Origin of the sequence: Bacillus sp. JUb11, assembly GCF_024807925.1 — a bacterium.
Lineage (GTDB): Bacteria > Bacillota > Bacilli > Bacillales > Bacillaceae > Bacillus > Bacillus altitudinis.
Genome location: NZ_JANUEZ010000001.1, coordinates 57,311 through 75,673, shown reverse-complemented (window position 1 = coordinate 75,673; position 18,363 = coordinate 57,311). Strand labels below are relative to the sequence as shown.

The 18,363-nt window shown below is 40.8% G+C and carries 18 protein-coding genes; 8 read left to right on the top strand and 10 right to left on the bottom strand.

What is annotated here, in order from left to right; all coding sequences use genetic code 11:
- Positions 1-118 precede the first annotated feature (118 nt).
- From argH to sppA, 10 genes are all read right to left on the bottom strand, one after another.
- Positions 119-1,492, bottom strand: coding sequence for an argininosuccinate lyase (argH, locus tag M2369_RS00375; RefSeq protein WP_058337295.1), 1,374 nt, complete (start codon positions 1,490-1,492; stop codon positions 119-121).
- Positions 1,489-2,700, bottom strand: coding sequence for an argininosuccinate synthase (locus M2369_RS00370; RefSeq protein ID WP_017358278.1), 1,212 nt, complete (start codon positions 2,698-2,700; stop codon positions 1,489-1,491). Before M2369_RS00370 ends, argH begins: the two co-directional genes overlap by 4 nt.
- A gap of 175 nt (positions 2,701-2,875) precedes the next feature.
- Entirely contained in the window at positions 2,876-3,391 is a 516-nt protein-coding gene (locus M2369_RS00365) for a MogA/MoaB family molybdenum cofactor biosynthesis protein (RefSeq protein WP_024718668.1), read from the bottom strand.
- 99 nt (positions 3,392-3,490) lie between these two features.
- Positions 3,491-4,675, bottom strand: a complete 1,185-nt coding sequence (locus M2369_RS00360) for an acetate kinase (protein ID WP_024718669.1) — start codon at positions 4,673-4,675, stop codon at positions 3,491-3,493.
- 229 nt (positions 4,676-4,904) lie between these two features.
- On the bottom strand, positions 4,905-5,879 hold the full coding sequence (locus M2369_RS00355; RefSeq protein WP_226650676.1) for a class I SAM-dependent methyltransferase: 975 nt from the start codon (positions 5,877-5,879) through the stop codon (positions 4,905-4,907).
- Between the two features lie 88 nt (positions 5,880-5,967).
- Positions 5,968-6,468, bottom strand: coding sequence for a thiol peroxidase (gene tpx / locus M2369_RS00350; protein ID WP_007501731.1), 501 nt, complete (start codon positions 6,466-6,468; stop codon positions 5,968-5,970).
- A gap of 112 nt (positions 6,469-6,580) precedes the next feature.
- Positions 6,581-7,033, bottom strand: coding sequence for a GerW family sporulation protein (gene ytfJ / locus M2369_RS00345; RefSeq protein ID WP_007501733.1), 453 nt, complete (start codon positions 7,031-7,033; stop codon positions 6,581-6,583).
- Between the two features lie 14 nt (positions 7,034-7,047).
- On the bottom strand, positions 7,048-7,755 hold the full coding sequence (locus M2369_RS00340) for a DUF2953 domain-containing protein (protein WP_034647385.1): 708 nt from the start codon (positions 7,753-7,755) through the stop codon (positions 7,048-7,050).
- Between the two features lie 101 nt (positions 7,756-7,856).
- Positions 7,857-8,381 (bottom strand): RDD family protein, encoded by a 525-nt coding sequence (locus M2369_RS00335; RefSeq protein ID WP_008343136.1) that lies wholly within the window; start codon positions 8,379-8,381, stop codon positions 7,857-7,859.
- Between the two features lie 14 nt (positions 8,382-8,395).
- On the bottom strand, positions 8,396-9,397 hold the full coding sequence (gene sppA, locus M2369_RS00330) for a signal peptide peptidase SppA (protein ID WP_024718673.1): 1,002 nt from the start codon (positions 9,395-9,397) through the stop codon (positions 8,396-8,398).
- A gap of 448 nt (positions 9,398-9,845) precedes the next feature.
- On the opposite strand from sppA, the gene M2369_RS00325 reads away from it, so the two are divergent.
- The 8 genes from M2369_RS00325 (at position 9,846) to M2369_RS00290 (ending at position 18,363) form a co-directional block, all read left to right on the top strand.
- Positions 9,846-10,649, top strand: a complete 804-nt coding sequence (locus tag M2369_RS00325) for an NAD kinase (protein WP_008343132.1) — start codon at positions 9,846-9,848, stop codon at positions 10,647-10,649.
- Between the two features lie 264 nt (positions 10,650-10,913).
- Positions 10,914-12,356 (top strand): DEAD/DEAH box helicase, encoded by a 1,443-nt coding sequence (locus tag M2369_RS00320; RefSeq protein ID WP_259253261.1) that lies wholly within the window; start codon positions 10,914-10,916, stop codon positions 12,354-12,356.
- Positions 12,357-12,545: 189 nt separating this feature from the next.
- Positions 12,546-13,601 (top strand): Delta(5) desaturase DesA, encoded by a 1,056-nt coding sequence (desA, locus tag M2369_RS00315; RefSeq protein WP_007501745.1) that lies wholly within the window; start codon positions 12,546-12,548, stop codon positions 13,599-13,601.
- Between the two features lie 115 nt (positions 13,602-13,716).
- Positions 13,717-14,853, top strand: a complete 1,137-nt coding sequence (locus M2369_RS00310) for a sensor histidine kinase (protein WP_024718676.1) — start codon at positions 13,717-13,719, stop codon at positions 14,851-14,853.
- Positions 14,850-15,449, top strand: a complete 600-nt coding sequence (locus M2369_RS00305) for a response regulator transcription factor (RefSeq protein WP_007501749.1) — start codon at positions 14,850-14,852, stop codon at positions 15,447-15,449. Before M2369_RS00310 ends, M2369_RS00305 begins: the two co-directional genes overlap by 4 nt.
- Positions 15,450-15,639: 190 nt before the next feature.
- Entirely contained in the window at positions 15,640-16,560 is a 921-nt protein-coding gene (locus M2369_RS00300; protein ID WP_025207786.1) for an iron-hydroxamate ABC transporter substrate-binding protein, read from the top strand.
- 109 nt (positions 16,561-16,669) lie between these two features.
- Positions 16,670-17,359 carry a response regulator transcription factor gene (locus M2369_RS00295; protein WP_047945292.1) on the top strand — a complete coding sequence of 230 codons (690 nt, stop codon included), beginning with the start codon at positions 16,670-16,672 and terminating at the stop codon, positions 17,357-17,359.
- Positions 17,359-18,363 carry a sensor histidine kinase gene (locus tag M2369_RS00290; RefSeq protein WP_025207788.1) on the top strand — a complete coding sequence of 335 codons (1,005 nt, stop codon included), beginning with the start codon at positions 17,359-17,361 and terminating at the stop codon, positions 18,361-18,363. The genes M2369_RS00295 and M2369_RS00290 overlap by 1 nt, the downstream gene beginning before the upstream one ends.

The following is an 18,363-nucleotide window of genomic DNA, read 5'->3' as shown; positions in this document are numbered from 1 at the left end:
GAACTGTTGTCACTCCTTATTCAGCTTGACACTGGTATGCTTTCATTTTCTCCAGTGAAGATCAATCTCCTTTTTCCCATGAAAAAAACCATCCGTATAAACGAATGGTTTTGGCGAATTACGCTAGGCAGGCTTTTGCTTTTTCTAAAGCGAGCTGAATTTGTTTAAATCCAGTTCCACCTGCACTTGTTCTTTTTTCAACAGCAACATACGGATCAAGAACAGTGTAAATGTCTTGTTCAAAGAGGCCGCTTGCTTCTGTAAATGTTTCAAATGGAAGGTCACTTAAATAGATGCCTTTTTGAATGCACGTATACACAAGCTTCCCAACGATTTCGTGTGCTTCACGGAATGGCATACCTTTTTTCGCAAGGTAGTCTGCCACTTCGGTCGCATTTGAGAAATCTTCTTTTGTTGCTTTTTTCATGACATCTTCGTTCACTGTCATCGTTTGAATCATGCCTGTGAAGATTTGCAGGCTACCAGCGATCGTTTTCACCGTATCAAACATGCCTTCTTTATCTTCTTGCAAGTCTTTGTTATACGTAAGCGGCAAGCCTTTCATAATCGTGAGCAGTCCCATCAGGTTGCCATATACCCTGCCTGTTTTTCCGCGGATCAATTCAGCCATATCCGGGTTTTTCTTTTGCGGCATCATGCTGCTGCCTGTTGCGTACGTGTCATCAAGCTCAATGAATTTGAATTCTTGAGAGCACCATAAAATGATTTCTTCACAAAGACGTGAGAGGTGCATCATCACAAGACTGCTATTAGACAAGAACTCTAAAATGAAATCACGATCACTCACACCATCAAGGCTGTTCTCGTAAATATGGTCAAAGCCCAGAAGCTCTGCTGTATATTCACGATCAATCGGGAATGTCGTTCCTGCTAACGCCCCGCATCCAAGTGGTGACACATTAATCCGCTTCAATGAATCTTGAAAACGCGCTTTGTCCCGCTCAAGCATCCAAAAGTAGGCGAGCATATGATGAGCAAAAGAGATAGGCTGTGCACGCTGTAAGTGCGTATATCCTGGAAAAATCGTTTCAACGTGCTGTTCAGCTTTTTCTACAAGTACTGTTTGAAAAGAAGAGATCAGCTCAATGATATGCTCTACTTGGTTATTCAAATATAAATGCATATCGGTTGCGACCTGATCATTCCGGCTTCTCGCTGTGTGCAATTTGCCGCCAAGCGGACCAATCTCATCAATGAGCATTTTTTCAAGGTTTAAATGAATGTCCTCATAATCTACTGAGAAATCGAGTTCATCCGCCTCTGCCTTTTCCATGAGCGTATTCAGTCCGTCTTTGATTGCAGCGGCCTCCTCATCACCGATGATACCGCATTTATTCAGCATACTTGCATGGGCAAGGGAGCCGGTCAGATCTTCTTTGACTAATTGTTTGTCGAAATGAATGGATGCACCAAACTCATCGACCCATTTTTCTGGTGTTTTTTGAAATCGGCCTCCCCAAAGCTTTTTCATGCTTTAACCTGCTCCTTTTTGTTCACGATGCTGTTTACTTTTGTTGGTAACCCCCAAAGGTTAATAAATCCTACAGCTGCATCATGATCGAATTCATCTGCTTTTGTGTAAGTTGCTAGATTTTCATCATAAAGTGAATATGGTGATTTACGTCCTTCTACAATGGCATGGCCTTTAAATAGTTTCACACGTACAACACCTGTTACGTTCTTTTGCGTTTCTTGTAAGAATGCATCTAGTGCTCCTTTAAGTGGTGAGAACCATAAGCCGTTGTATATTAATTCAGCCATTTTTTGTTCAACGATTGGCTTAAAGTGTGCTACTTCTTTGACAAGCGTTAAGTCTTCAAGTTCTTTGTGTGCTTTTAACAATGTAACTGCACCTGGGCACTCATACACTTCACGAGATTTGATTCCAACAAGACGGTTTTCAACATGATCGATTCTGCCTACACCATGCTGGCCAGCAACTTCATTTAAATGAAGGATGAGATCAGATAATGAATACTGGATTCCGTCAATAGCTGTTGGTTTTCCTTTTTCAAACGTGATTTCAATGATTTCAGGTGTGTCTGGTGTTTTTTCAAGTGGATTTGTCAGATCATAAGCACCTTCTGGCGGCGCTGCCCAAGGATCTTCTAAAATACCACATTCGTTACTTCTGCCCCAAAGGTTTTGGTCAATTGAATATGGGCTGTCTAAGTTAATCGGAATTGGAATCCCGTGCTTTTGTGCATAGTCGATTTCTTCATCACGAGACCATTTCCATTCACGCACTGGTGCAAGAACTTCTAGGTCTGGATTCAATGCTTTGATTGATACTTCAAAACGAACTTGGTCGTTTCCTTTACCTGTACATCCGTGTGCAACGGCTACGGCATTTTCTTTCTCTGCGACTTCCACTAACTTTTTGGCAATGAGCGGACGAGATAGTGCAGACACGAGTGGGTATTTCCCTTCATACATCGTGTGTGCTTGCAGTGCAGCAAGTGCAAATTCTTCAGCAAACTCTTCTTTTGCGTCGATCATGTAAGATTGAACAGCTCCGACTTGAAGTGCTTTTTGTTGAACGAATGCTAAATCTTTTCCTTCACCTACGTCCAGGCAGCAAGCAACAACTTCGTAACCTTGCTCCTGTAACCATTTAACTGCAACAGAGGTATCAAGACCTCCGGAATATGCTAATACGACTTTTTTATTTTGTGACATGTTTGAAAAGCTCCTCTCGCTTGTTTTGATTCTGTGAATGTTTTTTTTGCATAAAAATAAGTTTTAATTTATAAACATGCATTTAGTATGTATACACTGTAACAAGGAAAAATTGTTTTTTCAACCCCTTTATGAAAAAAACTCTGCCAAATTTTCTTGGCAGAGTCATTTTGGGCTATTTTTGATCTTTTTCAAGCTCTCGCAAGACATGAGGAAGCTCTGGAATAATGAGTTTGGTCATGGCTAACCGAACTGCTCCGGTAGAGCCTGGTGTGGCAAAAACGGCTTTTTGGTTAATCACCCCTGCCGTCGCTCTAGATAAGATAGCGGCTGATCCAATATCTTCTGTATAGCTCAGCATGCGAAAAATTTCTCCAAAGCCCGGCAGCTCTTTTGAGAAAAGAGGTGTAATGGATTCAATCGTGACGTCCCTTGCTGCAATACCAGTTCCCCCGTTTAACAAGACGGCATCAATCTTCGCTTCACTTGTTCCTTCTAAAACGGCATCTTGAATCGCTCCAATGTGATCTTTCACAATATCGTATGCAAGAATAAGGTGCCCTTGTTCTTTGAGCAAATCAATCATTAGACGGCCGCTTTTATCTGTTTCTTTTGTCCTTGTATCACTGACGGTAATGACTTTTACATGAAGCCTCGTTTTCGCTTCGCGTTTATGTTCTTCGACGCTCATATCTTCACACCGCTCCTTTCATATTGCTTCACATTATAGCATGCTGATTTCAATAGAAAAAAGCCCTTTTCCGCTGAGGAAAAGAGCTTCAAAAGGATGTTACGCTAAACGCATAACGTCTCTTGCAATCATAACTTCTTCGTTCGTTGGAATCACGATGACTTTTACAGGAGAGTGAGGGTAGCTGATGAATGCTTCTTCGCCTCTCATGTTGTTAAGAGATGGATCCCAATATACGCCCATGAATTCTAGACCACGAAGTACACGTGCTCTCACTTCTGAGCTGTTTTCACCGATTCCAGCTGTGAAGATGATGGCATCTACACCATTCATTCTCGCTGCATAAGAACCGATGTATTTATGAATACGGCTTGCAAAAATATCTAGTGCTACTTCAGCACGGTCGTTTCCTTCTTCTGTCGCTTCTTCGATATCACGAAGATCACTTGAAAGACCAGACACACCTAAAAGACCACTCTTCTTATTCAAAGTAGAAAGTACTTCTTCAGCTGTATGTCCTGTTTTCTCCATAATAAATGGAATAAGGGCAGGGTCAATGTTACCTGAACGTGTTCCCATTGCAACACCCGCAAGTGGTGTGAAGCCCATTGACGTATCGATTGATTTTCCGCCTTCAACTGCTGCGATACTTGCACCATTTCCAAGGTGGCAAGAAATCAAACGAAGCTCTTCAAGAGGACGGCCTAATAGCTCTGCTGCACGCTCTGTTACGAACTTATGGCTTGTCCCGTGGAATCCGTATTTACGAATACCAAAGTTTTTGTAGTAGTCATACGGAAGGCTGTATAGGTAAGACTGCTCTGGCATTGTTTGGTGGAAAGCTGTATCGAACACAGCAATCGCTGGTACGTCAGGCAGAATTTGTTTGAATGCTTTGATTCCTACAACGTTTGCAGGGTTGTGAAGTGGTGCAAGCTCTGAAAGCTGATCAATGTCTTTGATGACTTCATCTGTTAAAACAACAGAATCGCTGAATTTTTCTCCGCCGTGAACGACGCGGTGTCCTACGCCATCAATTTCATTAAAGTCTTTGATGATGTTAAATTCAATTAGTTTTTCAAGCAGCATTTTAACCGCTACTGCATGATCTGGAATATCTGTGACTTCTGTTTTCTTTTCTCCATCTACAGAAATCGTGAAGATACTGTTGTCCATTCCGATTCTTTCAACAAGACCTTTTGTTAAAACGGTTTCTTCTGGCATGTCGAACAATTGGAATTTAAGAGATGAGCTTCCTGCGTTGATTGCAATAATTTTGGACATTACTGTCGCTCCTTTTACTCAGTTGTTATATAAGGTTTCACGTTTTTTCGGTGCTATATTCAACCTGTTTGAACGGGTCTTTTATAGTTTAACGATAAGTCCGAAAAATATCTGACTTTTTCATTTAAACATTGAAAACTTTGCATTTCAAGTACACCTTCGAACTGTTACCGCTTACATCAATAAGTCGTTATTTTCTGAATAATAAAATAGCCAGACATCACTCTGGCTATTCTTTCGTTTCTTTTTCTTCTATAAACCATTGGTCTAATTTTCTCATGACGCCAACCATTGCTTCCTTCTGTGAGAAAGATGGCAGATTGGCAAATAGCATACGTTTCGGTGCTTCGAGCCCCTCTTTTTTCTTTTGCATCACAAATAAGCTTTTGGCATGCTTTTTGTCTTTGAACATAGAGACTGGCAGCTGAATTAACGCATTCATATATGCATGTTCTTTGATGAAATCCTTTAATTGTACGCTTTCTTTTCCTTCAAACAAATCATTTGGAATGATGAAGAATAAGAAGCCGCCTTCTTTCGTATAACGAAGACTTTGCTCAATGAATAAATAATGCGCAAAGGAATGACCTTCTTTTGCCTTTAATTCATAGTCTTTAGCGCGCTCATCGTTTGGATAAAACCCGACAGGAAGACTACATACAGCAACATCTGCTGGTGAGATAAGAAGCGGCTCAAGGCTGTCCTGGTGGAATAGCTCTACTTCTTTTTCTTCTAAGTTCGCTTGTGCCCACGCAATTTTAATGAGCACGTCATCAATTTCAGAGGCAAAACCGCGTGTTGTTTCTGCTGTTACATTGTTGAGGACCGCAAGCAGTAAATTCCCTGTTCCCGCTGCTGGATCAAAGACAACCAGCTCTTTTTGTCCTTCTAAAAATTTATTGACCAAATAGCTGACAAACAGACCAATTGTATCAGGTGTCATCTGCCGGTTTGGATGTGAAATATCCTTTTGTCCTTTTAATACGGCGAGCTGAAACGCTTTACGAATCTGCTCATGATCATAAGAGGTGAAATCTGCTTTCTCTATTAAATCTTTTAGTAAACCGTTTCGATCATTTGCCTGGAAAAAGGCTTCTCCTGCTTCTGCCAATGCTTCAATATAGGAAATGTTCTGTTCCTTTTTTAAACGAATTGAAGCTGTATCGAGCAGCTCAAAAATCGTACTCACTTGATCTTTCTGCAATGCTTTTCTCTCCTCGCTTTGTTAAAAGCTATATGTTCTCATTGAAAAGAGCCCCAGTATGAAGCCGGAGCTCTTGTCGATGCTGCTTTTATAACAGTGATTTCGCAGCCTCAATGGCTTTTTCATAATTTGGGTGATTGGTTGCTTCGCTTACGTACTCAGTGTAAACCACTTTTCCGCTTGGGTCTAATACGAAGACCGCACGCGCCAATAAACGCAATTCTTTCATATATAAACCAAACGCTTCACCAAATGACATATCTCTATGATCAGATAATGTTTCAACATTTTCAATTCCGTTTGCTCCGCACCAGCGTGCTTGTGCAAATGGTAGGTCTGCACTAATGGTATAGATATTGACCGGACCTAAACCGGCTGCCTCTTCATTGAAACGTCTTGTTTGTGCGTCACACACACCTGTATCAATAGAAGGAATCACTGAGATAATCGTCACTTTTCCTGTTAAATCAGAAAGTGAAACTTCCCCTAGTGAGTTCGTTAATACCGTGAAATCTGGAGCCTGCTCGCCTACTTTCACTTCATTTCCTACAAGCGTTACTGGGCTCCCTTTAAATGTGATCGATGCCAAAACAATTCCTCCCTTATCAAATGTATGGTTCTATCATAGTAGAGAAAGCAAAAAACTGCAAAGCCTAATCGTCCATTTTGAAAAAAAAGTTAACTGCAGGGCAGCTAACTTTTTAAAGGTCTATGTCATCTAGTTTTCGTTCTTTGTGACGATGCTCCCGTTCATCCTTCTTAAACATGTGCTGAAGACGTTCAATTGCTTGAGGAGCAGAATCCAATATTTTATCGAGCAGATGTGTGTGTTCATCCAAATGAAGCATTCTTACGCCATTTGTTCCCACAATTAAAAAGGCGATTGGTGTAATCGATACTCCCCCACCGCTTCCGCCTCCAAATGGGAGTCTCGGTTCTTTTCGTTCTTGTTCATCAGACCGTTTTTCTTTCTTTTGGTTACCGTTGAATTCACTGCCGCCGGCTGCAAATCCAAAACCAACCTTTGACACAGTGAGAATGACACTGCCGTCAGGGGTTTCGACTGGATCGCCGATGATCGTGTTCACATCAATCATTTCTTTTAAGTTTTCCATCGCTGTCTTCATCAGACCTTGGATTGGATGATCTGCCATTTTCGGGTTCCTCCTTAAACAGATGATTCATTCTTCGTTGCTTGAAGAGAGGCATTTTTTCTCGCCTTTCTCCCTTTTAACCAATGGACAAGTAATCGAATGGCTGCAAGCATAGCATGTCCAATCCGAAAATAAGCTATACATGCAAAGTGTGTCTGTGATACTTTGTGCTGAAAAGCGGGAATCACTTCATAGACGGGTTTGTGCTTAAAGGTGAGATGCTCCTGCATAAAGGCAAGAAGTGCTCCTTTGACTGACCACACACCACCGGCTGCTACACCTGTTAAAGCTGCGTCATGAAAACCAATCCATGTGGACCAGTGAAATGAGACGATTTTTATATGAATGAAAAACGTTCGCATGATCCGGTTTAGATCGACAATTTCTTTTGTAATACGCTCCATTTGATGAAGGATTTCCTTTACATCACGTTTTCCCACTTTTTTATGCATGGTTTCTTTTTCTTGATTAGGCGTTTTGGTGCTGGCCATTTTCTTTTCACGAATATCAATCGTTTGATCTTCCGTATTCACTTTCACCATCGGAATGTCTTTCTTCAGTCTGACGATTCCATATAAGGTGATGATCTTCACCGCAATATGGTCATTGTCATTTGCATGTGAATAATCCAGTGAAATGGTCACTTTCATAAAGATCAATAAGATCACAAGGAACAAAAAAGCTGCGATCCAAACGTACAGCACTGTGCTCACTTCCTCCATAACAAATGATGCTTCCACTACGATTATGGCTCTCCTTCTGGATTTTATACCCAATCACCAAAAAAAAGAGTTTGACCGGTACCTGGCCAAACTCTCTTTGATTATGCGTTTGATTCTGTTTTTTCATATAAATGTTCATGAACAACCACTGTATCTGCAAAGTAGTCATGAACCCCTTGCTTTTTCGGCGTGAACCCAACCACGGCATAGAGAACAAAAAGCGTATTAATATATCGCCCCACAATTTCTCTAAAGAAAATGACATCCCATGGCAGCTTCTTCTCCGGCTGAAGTGAGACGACTTTGATTCCAAACACCATCTTTCCAAGTGTTTGTTGGAAAATCTTCGTCATGATCGCAAAATAAAGCAGAAAGACAATTGTGGTTGTGACGGAAAATGGGGAAAACCAGCCTCCACCTTTTGACCAGCCAAAGAGACTAAAGATTGGAGAAACCGTCAAATGGTTAACACCCCATACGACGAGCCAATCTAGGATAAATGCCCAGAATCTAATCCAGAAACCTGCAAAAGCCTGCGCTTCAATTGAAGTGCGCTTCGCAAGAGTCGGCCTTGATTCTCCCTCTTGGCTGCGACTTTCCGTTACTTCATCGAATGTAGAATCCATCTATGATCCCTCCTTTATTTTGAATAGAGATACATCGGTTTAGACCCATTGGAGCCAGCCAGTGTTTCTTTTAAGTTCAGAAAATCAATTTCGCTTTTAAAGAGCTTACTTGCACTCATATTGAAGAGAGAGTTCCAGCCGAAGCTTTGAGAATAGCTGATCACTGTCGCTCCTTTTAACCCTTTTTCATTTTTCTTCATTGCTTTTAGAGCATCTTCATAGTATCCAAGCTCATCCACTAATCCGTTCGATTTCGCCTGTGTTCCGTCATAGATTCGGCCGTCAGCAATTTTCTTGACGTCCTGCTTAGACATGCCACGTCCTTCTGAGATGACTTTCACAAAGCCTTCATAGGAGTTGTCAACCATGCTTTGCATGATGTCTCGCTCATCTTTTGTCATATCACGATTTGGGGACATGATGTCTTTGAATTTTCCACTTTTAATGGTTTCATATTTGATGCCTAAATTATCTGCCAGCTTTGCATAGTTCAAACTTTGCATGATGACCCCTAGAGACCCTGTTAACGTTTCAGGTGAAGCAAAGATTTTTTTCGCTGGAGTGGATACATAATAGCCGCCAGAAGCCGCCATTGAACCCATAGAAACATAAATTGGCTTCTTCGCTTTCTTTACTTCTTCTAATTTTTTATGTATTTCAGCACTTTCATAGACACCGCCGCCAGGAGAGTTGACGCGCAGCAAGACACCTTTCACAGACGCATCGTCTTTTGCTTTATCTAATTCTTTTAAGAACGCACGATGATCATATGCTTCCCCGCCTAGAAGGCTGGATGCACCGCCGTTATCTTGAATCGTACCATTAATCTCAAGTACAGCAATTTTACTCGCACCGCTTCCATCTTCTAGTACCTTTTCTTCGATTTCGTCCCCGAATTGATAGCTCATCTTATTATCATTGAAGCTTTCATACAAGGCAGTCGTGATACTAATCACAATCGAAAAGCCGAAAACACCAAGTGCAATGATTAAGGCTACCCATCTTTTCGCATTCATTTCTTTCTCCTCCTTTTTGTCTCACTTCGTTCATACGAATACACACATGAAATGTTTCACAGGAACTGTGGTTTTTTTACATTTCATTTCAACATATGATAGCATCGATGTGAAATGACGATCAACTTTACATCTTCTATCATTTGCTCATCATGACGAAAAATTGGCGATTTTATCCTCTTCCTATATCTAATAGCTCAGACCATCTTCACAACGAAACGCCCAGACCTCTCTTTCTTCCAAAATGAGCTATTAAATTATGCTCAAAGTCAGCGTTGTCTAATCACTTACAATGACTCATTTCTTAAATGGAAGCCTCTATCATGATGAAGCGTCTTTCTAATATTTTTACTTTCATATGAAAAAAGTGTAAAATGTGAACAAGGGTTTTCTATGTAAGCCCTTTACTACTCGAAATCTATTTTTGACAACAAAGGGGAGAACGTCAATGACAGACAATCGTCGCAATGTATTTTTCTTTTACAAAAAAGATCATGAATTGGATGGACACATTTCTTCTCTGGAGAAGCTCGCTACCGATCAAGGCTTTCATGTCGTAAAGCGTGCAGAAGATGCCCATATCATTGCTTCAATTGGTGGAGATGGTACATTTCTTCAAGCGGTTCGCAAAACGAACTTCCGGGATGACTGCTTGTATGTAGGGGTATCAAAAACAGAGAATTCGCACTTATACTGCGATTTTTCGTTAGAACATTTTGATAAAATGATTGATGCCATGAACACTGAACAGATTGAAGTGAGAAAATATCCGATCATCGATGTAAGCGTTGACAGTACAAACCAGTTCCATTGCTTAAACGAACTGTCGATCCGCTCTAGCATCATTAAAACATTTGTCATCGATGTGTATATAGATGATTTCCATTTTGAAACCTTTAGAGGCGACGGGATGATTATTTCCACTCCAACCGGTTCAACGGCCTACAATAAATCGGTCAACGGCGCCGTGGTGGATCCGATGCTTCCGTGTATGCAAGTAACCGAGCTGGCATCGCTGAATAACAACTCATACCGTACACTTGGAGCTCCTTTCATTTTAAGCAGTGACCGCAAGCTGACACTAAAGGTTGTTCAGGACGGTAACGACCATCCGATTATCGGTCTTGATAACGAAGCGCTAGGTACAAAACATGTCAAACAAATTGATATTGGCCTTTCTGGTAAAGTGATCAAAACGGTCAAATTAAAAGATAACTCCTATTGGGAAAAAGTAAAACGCAGATTCCTTTAATCAAAAAGCTCCTTTAAGGGGCTTTTGTTTTCTTTTCAGCGTGATAGAAAACCTTTGAAGTCTAGGAAGAGTGAGCACCGGAACGGAGCGAATTTGACATTCGTGAGTACCGGAGCGCAAATCTGACACCGAATGCGAGGGTTTGTCTACACGCTGAAAGCTCCTTTACGGGGCTTTTTTCATGCCTTTTCATTCAAGGTCATGGTGTCTTTGAAAAGATATGGTATGATGTCACAAGTATACATGTACGAAAAGGAGAACACGATGCCATTACAACATTTTGATCAATATCCATTAAGCGATGAATTGAAACAAGCGCTAGAAGCGCTTCATTTCCATACACCTACACCCGTCCAGCACGAGACCTTATCCGTTGCTTTTTCAAAGCAGGATCTGATCGTCAAATCTCAAACTGGCAGCGGCAAGACGGCAGCCTATGGTCTGCCGATTTGTGAAATGGTCGATTGGGCTGAAAATAAACCTCAAGCCCTCATCCTCGTTCCAACGCGAGAACTCGCCATGCAGGTCAAACAGGATCTCACAAGTCTTGGACGATTGAAACGAATTAAAGCCGCAGCCATTTATGGAAAAGCCCCTTTTCAAGCTCAAAAAGTAGAGCTTGCACAAAAAAACCACATTGTGTGCGGAACACCGGGACGAGTCTTGGATCACCTTGAGAAAGGTACTCTTTCCTTAGAAAACCTTAAATTTTTTGTATTAGATGAAGCGGATGAAATGCTGAACATGGGGTTTATTGATCAAGTCTCTTCTATTATTCAGTATCTGCCGCCAAAGCGCATGTCAATGCTGTTTTCAGCGACCATGTCTGATGAGATGAAGAAATTAAGTGAACAGTTTTTACATTCACCAAAAGTAATTGAAATTGCACGGGAAGAAACGTCTGTACCACAAATCACTCACACCGTGATTGAAACGGAGGAAGAAGCGAAATTCTCTCTTCTTCAGCGTACGATCGTGATTGAAAACCCAGATAGCTGCATTATTTTCTGTAATACACAGGACCGAGTGAACGAACTCACAATGAAGCTGGATGAATGGGATGTGCCTTGTGACAAAATTCACGGAGGCATGAGGCAGGAAGACCGCTTTGCTGTAATGGATGAATTCAAAAACGGGGAATTCCGTTATTTGATCGCAACCGATATAGCAGCCCGAGGAATTGATGTCAGTGATATGACACATGTCATTCATTACGACTTGCCATATGAAAAAGAACGCTATATTCATCGGACCGGAAGAACTGGCAGAGCGGGTAAAAGCGGAAAAACGATTGCGTTTATGACAAGGCACGGGCAGCAGCTCATTGAAGAATTAAAGCAGGAAGCTGGCATTCATTTTCAGACTCATCCTTATCCTACAAAAGAAGACGCAGAACAGCATGTAGAAAGCTTTGAAGAAAAGATTGAAACGCCGATTCAAAAGGAAAATAAACAAGCTGGCGTTGAAAAGGATATTATGAAGCTTTATTTTAACGGCGGGAAGAAAAAGAAACTCCGGGCAGTTGATTTCGTTGGAACAATCGCCAAAATAGATGGCGTTGCGTTTGATGACATTGGGATTATTACCATTCAGGAAACGAAAACATATGTCGATATTTTAAATGGCAAAGGCCCTCTTGTGCTAAATGCCATGCGCCACACAACGATTAAAGGCAAGCAGTTAAAAGTACATGAAGCACGTGCATAAAAAGTGAAGGCTAAGCGCCTTTACTTTTTTTATTTAAAATAAAATAAGCTTACAACCCTTGAACCATCAGCCTTTCCCGCGTCCAACATGACAAATGTCATATTGAATACATGATGGGTGCTACTATGAGCATGACACCTTTCCTTCTATACTTTGAAGTAGAAAGAAACGGAAAGGACTTGAACGTTCATGACGACTTCAACAAACACACAGCAGCAAGCCACTTTAAGAAAACAAGTTGGCCAATTCTCTGGTGCTAATTCGAAAAAAAGTATCATTCAACTCTTTAATACATTCATTCCATTTTTGGGGCTTTGGTTTCTTGCCTATTATAGCCTGAACATCTCCTACCTTTTAACCCTCTTCTTTGCGGTGATTGCAGCTGGTTTTTTAGTACGTGTCTTTATTATTTTTCACGACTGCTGCCATCAATCCTTTTTTAAACAGAAGCCGCTGAATCACCTGTTCGGTTTTGTAACGGGCGTACTCACCCTTTTCCCTTATCTTCAATGGCAAAGAGATCATTCAATTCACCATGCCACAAGCAGTAATCTAGACAAACGAGGTACTGGCGACATTTGGCTCCTGACAGTCAAAGAATATCAAGAAGCATCAGCTTGGACGAAATTTCGCTACAGATTTTACCGTAATCCTTTTGTGATGTTTATTTTAGGACCGATCTTTGTTTTTCTCTTAAAAAACCGTTTCAACGTCAAAAATGCTCGTAAAAAAGAGCGCTGGAACACGTATTTCACAAACGTGAGCATCATTGCACTAGCAACTGCAACGTGTCTTCTTTTTGGCTGGCAGGAGTTCCTGCTTGTCCAAGGTCCAATCTTCCTGATCTCAGGATCAATCGGCGTATGGCTGTTTTATGTGCAGCATACATTTGAAGATTCTTACTTTGAAGCAGATGAACATTGGAATTATGTGCAGGCGGCAGTAGAAGGCAGTTCTTTTTACAAATTACCAAAGCTTCTTCAATGGTTAACAGGCAATATCGGCTATCACCATGTTCATCATTTAAGTCCGAGGGTACCGAATTATCACTTGGAGCATGCACATGATCATAGTGAGCCGCTTCAAAATGTTCCAACCATCACTTTAAAAACAAGTATCGAATCAATGAAATTTAGACTTTGGGATGAAGAAACGAAAGCATTCGTTACCTTTAAAGAAGCACGGCAATCTAAGAAGATGCCCGCACCTGTCATTAAAGGAGACATTCTGAAGAAAAATGCATAATTGGTGCAAGCTCTTTCTTACTCTAGAAGGAGCTTGTTGCCATTTACAGGATGCAACCGTAAGTTGAATTTGATAAAGTAAGGAAAAGAACGAAAACGGAAAAGGTGGCACACGGATGAAAAAACAGTTTAAAATTCAAAAATTGCATGGGATTTCCCCCTATATATGGGCCATTTTTTTCATCCTGCCCTTCTATTTTATCTTAAAGACGCCTACGACTTTAGGTATTGTCATTGGCATTATTTTGAACGTGGTTTTTTTCGGAGTGTATCGTTTTGCCTTTGTCGCAAAAGGCTGGTCTTTATATGTCTTCGGTCTTTTATTGATTGCGATTTCTACAGGCTATGTGATGCTCTACAGCTATATTTATTTCGCTTTTTGCATCGCCTATTTCAATGGGCACATTAAAAGAAAAGTCCCTTTTTATATCTTATACTATATTCATCTAGGGAGCGCCGCCGTAGCAGTGAACTTTAGCTTGATTTTAAAAAAGGGATGGTTTCTCACACAAATTCCTTTTGTTGTGATCACACTTATTAGCGCCATTCTCCTCCCTCTCAGCATTCGAAGCCGAAAAGAACGTGAACGCCTTGAAGAGAAATTAGAAAATGCCAATGAACGGATCGCCGATCTTGTCAAACTTGAAGAAAGACAGCGCATTGCTCGTGATCTACATGATACACTTGGACAAAAACTCTCTCTTATCGGTTTAAAGAGTGACCTTGCCCGTAAACTCGTGTATAAAGACCCTGAACAGGCACGCGCCGAACTAAAAAGCGTCCAACAGACAGCTAGAACGTCTCTAAATGAAGTGCGGAAAATTGTTTCTTCCATGAAAGGTATTCGGATCAAAGATGAAATATTGAACATCAAGCAAATCCTTGAAGCCGCCGATATTGACATGATTTATGATGAAAAGGAAGCGCCGAAACACATCTCTCTTCTGAACGAAAACATTGTGAGCATGTGCATCAAAGAAGCCGTAACGAATGTCGTCAAACATAGCGATGCCACTGTCTGTCAAATCACCATTCATCAAAAGTCAAAGGAAGTTGTCATTACAGTTGAGGATAACGGCACATTTAAAGGCGGTGATCCATCCTCTCAAACGAAGGGACATGGCCTTTTAGGAATTAGAGAAAGATTGGAATTTGCAAATGGACGCCTGCACATTGAAACAAAAGACGGGACGAAGCTGATCATGAGTATTCCAAATGATTCAGCAGCGAAAGATAAGGAGGAAATAAAATGATTAACATCTTTATCGCAGAGGACCAGCAAATGTTGCTCGGTGCTCTTGGATCTCTTCTTGATTTAGAAGACGATATGACGGTTGTTGGAAAAGGCACTAACGGCCAGGACGCGATTGATTTTGCTCAAAAACACCCGGTCGATATTTGTTTAATGGATATTGAAATGCCCGGGAAATCTGGGCTCGACGCCGCTGAAGAACTCAAAAAGTCTGATGTGAAGATCATCATTTTAACAACCTTTGCCCGTTCTGGCTATTTTCAAAGAGCACTGAAAGCTGGCGTTAGCGGCTACATGTTAAAAGACAGCCCAAGCGAAGATTTGGCAAGTGCCATCCGCAGCGTGATGAAAGGGAAAAAGGTGTACGCCCCTGAATTAATGGAAGACTTGTACAGCGACGAAAATCCTTTAACTGAAAGAGAAAAGTCTGTTCTAGAACTCGTCGCAGACGGAAAAAACACAAAAGAAATCGCCAAGGAACTCAGCATAAAAAGCGGCACTGTCCGAAACTACATATCCGTTATTTTAGATAAACTAGAAGTCAAAAACCGAATTGAAGCCATCACTCGTTCCAAAGAAAAAGGCTGGTTTAAATAAGAAAAAAGATCAGGTCAGACACTGCCTTGATCTTTTTTTCTTTTTATCAGAATTCCTCTATCCACTGCTAAAATATCATTGACAACAAACCTCACTTCTATGGTATGATATCTGAGTGATAATAATTATCATTATCACTCATACAATCAAATACACGGCTGATGTGCCGATTTCAAAGGAGTTTACATTCATGAAGAAAATATTGTTCCCTCTGATGCTCATCTTCGTACTTGCGTTGAGCGCATGTGGCAATAGCAGCAACTCTTCCTCAAATAAAGGAAAGCAATCAACGTCATCGGACACGATTACATATCAATCTGAAAATGGACCTGTGAAGCTGCCAGCAAATCCAAAACGTGTTGTTGTTCTCGCCTCTTATACAGGAAATGTCTTGTCACTTGGTGTGAACCTTGTGGGCGTTGACTCTTGGTCAAAAAAGAATCCACGTTTCAAAAAAAAATTAAAAAATGTGGAAGAAGTATCCGATGAAAATGTAGAAAAAATCATGAAGCTAAAACCTGATGTCATCATCGGTTTAAGCGGTGCAAAAAATGTAGAAAAACTAAAAAAAATCGCCCCTACCGTTTTATTCACGTATAACAAAGTCGATTACCTTCAGCAGCATATTGAAATTGGAAAAGTCTTAAACAAAGAAAAAGAAGCAAAAGCATGGGTCAAGGATTTCAAACAGCGTGCAGCTGAAGCTGGCAAAGAAATCAAAGCAAAAATTGGTGAAGATGCAACCGTATCTGTCTTTGAAAGCGGCACAAAAGATCTTTACGTCTTTGGAGATGCGTGGGGACGGGGAACAGAAATCCTCTACCAAGCAATGAAACTAAAAATGCCTGAAAAAGTAAAAGAAAAAGCATTAAAAGCTGGCTATTATGCGGTATCACAAGAGGTCATCCCTGAATTTGCCGGAGACTATATGATCATTAGCAAAAACAGCGAAATGGACAATTCTTATCAAAACAGTGAAATCTATAAGTCCATTCCTGCTGTGAAAAAACATCGTGTGTATGAAGCAAATGCGGAAGAGTTTTACTTTAATGACCCGCTCACACTTGAATATCAATTATCATTCTTTAAAAAGCACTTTTTAGGTAAATAAACTGAAGCAAGGGATCTCTTCCCTTGCTTTTTTGCTGTCTGCTTCTAGCGGGAGTGCCTGTTTTCCGCTACAATGATGTACAAGTAATTCAAAAAGTGTGGTGCTCGTTTTGTTTAAAATTTTGCTGATTGAGGATGATACAACCCTCTTCCAAGAAATCAAAGAACGTTTAGTCAACTGGTCTTATGATGTGTATGGGATCAACAATTTTCAACAGGTCATGCAGGAGTTCACTTCCATCCAGCCTGATTTAGTCATTATTGATATTCAGCTACCAAAGTACGATGGCTTTCATTGGTGCCGGATGATTCGGCATCATTCTAATGTGCCCATCATCTTTCTTTCCTCTCGTGATCATCCTGCTGATATGGTCATGTCGATGCAGCTTGGAGCTGATGATTTTGTACAAAAGCCCTTTCACTTTGACGTTCTCATCGCCAAAGTAAGTGCTGTTCTTCGCCGAGTCCATGATTATAATGCGGAACCAGCCAACTTAAAAGTCTGGTGCGGCGCTACCCTTGATCTCGAAAATAATACAGTGACAAATGAAAACGGTGAGGTTGAATTAACAAAAAATGAGTTTTTTATTCTCAAAGAATTGATTCAGCATAAAAACCATATCGTCAAAAGGGAATCTCTCATCCAAGCTTTATGGGACGATGAACGATTCGTGAGTGACAATACACTCACTGTAAATGTCAACCGCCTTAGAAAAAAACTAGACGAAATCTCCCTTGGCGCCTTCATTGAAACAAAAGTGGGTCAAGGTTATCTTGCAAAGGAAAAGGATGATCAATGATGCTGCAAGCATTTCTAAAAGAACGAAGAAGCTGGATCTTGTTCTTTCTTAGTTTGCAGCTTCTCATTCTCTTTGTTGCATATTTGGATACAACGATTCCACTAGCTTCTCTTTTTTATATCGTGCTTTTGTCTACATTACTCTTCATTGTTTTTCTTTTTTTTCGTTATCGGAAAGAAACTGCTTATTACATGCAACTGAAAGAATGGGATGAAAACATAGACCATCAAATACGTCTCAAACCCTCTTCCCCCTTTGAACAAATTGTACAGGAGGCAGCGTCAGAGCAAATCGACCGATACCGCCAGATGACGGCTAAGCAAAAGACTGCGCTGGAAGAAGAAAAAGATGAACTGCTCTCATGGATACATGAGGTGAAAACGCCGCTCACGGCGATGCACTTAATGATTGACCGCATAACAGAACAGCCGCTCAAATCAAATATGACATATGAATGGCTTAGAATACATTTACTCCTTGATGCACAGCTGCATCAAAGCAGGATCCAACATATTGAAAATGATTTATTTATTGAAAAACTGGATCTCCAAAACATGCTAACGAAAGAAATCAAAGCGCTCCAATCGTGGTGTATGCAAAAAGGAATTGGCTTTGACCTTTTATTAGAAGAGCGAGACGTATTAAGTGATACAAAATGGTTATCCTTTATGATCAGACAAGTGCTGACAAACGCCGTCAAGTACAGCCAATCATCTGACATTATCATCGAAAGCAAACAAATGAACGAACAAGTGGTGCTCACCATCACAGATCAAGGCAGAGGAATTGACCCAAGAGACGTGTCCCGTATTTTTGAAAAAGGCTTTACCTCCACAAGACATCACAATGACACGGCCTCCACAGGCATGGGGCTCTATTTAACAAAAAAGGGAGCTGACGCTCTTCATATCACAATCGAGGTCAACTCCACATTAGATCAAGGGACAACTTTCACCTTTATCTTTCCGAAAAAGAATGATTTTGTGCATATTGCAAGCATGTGA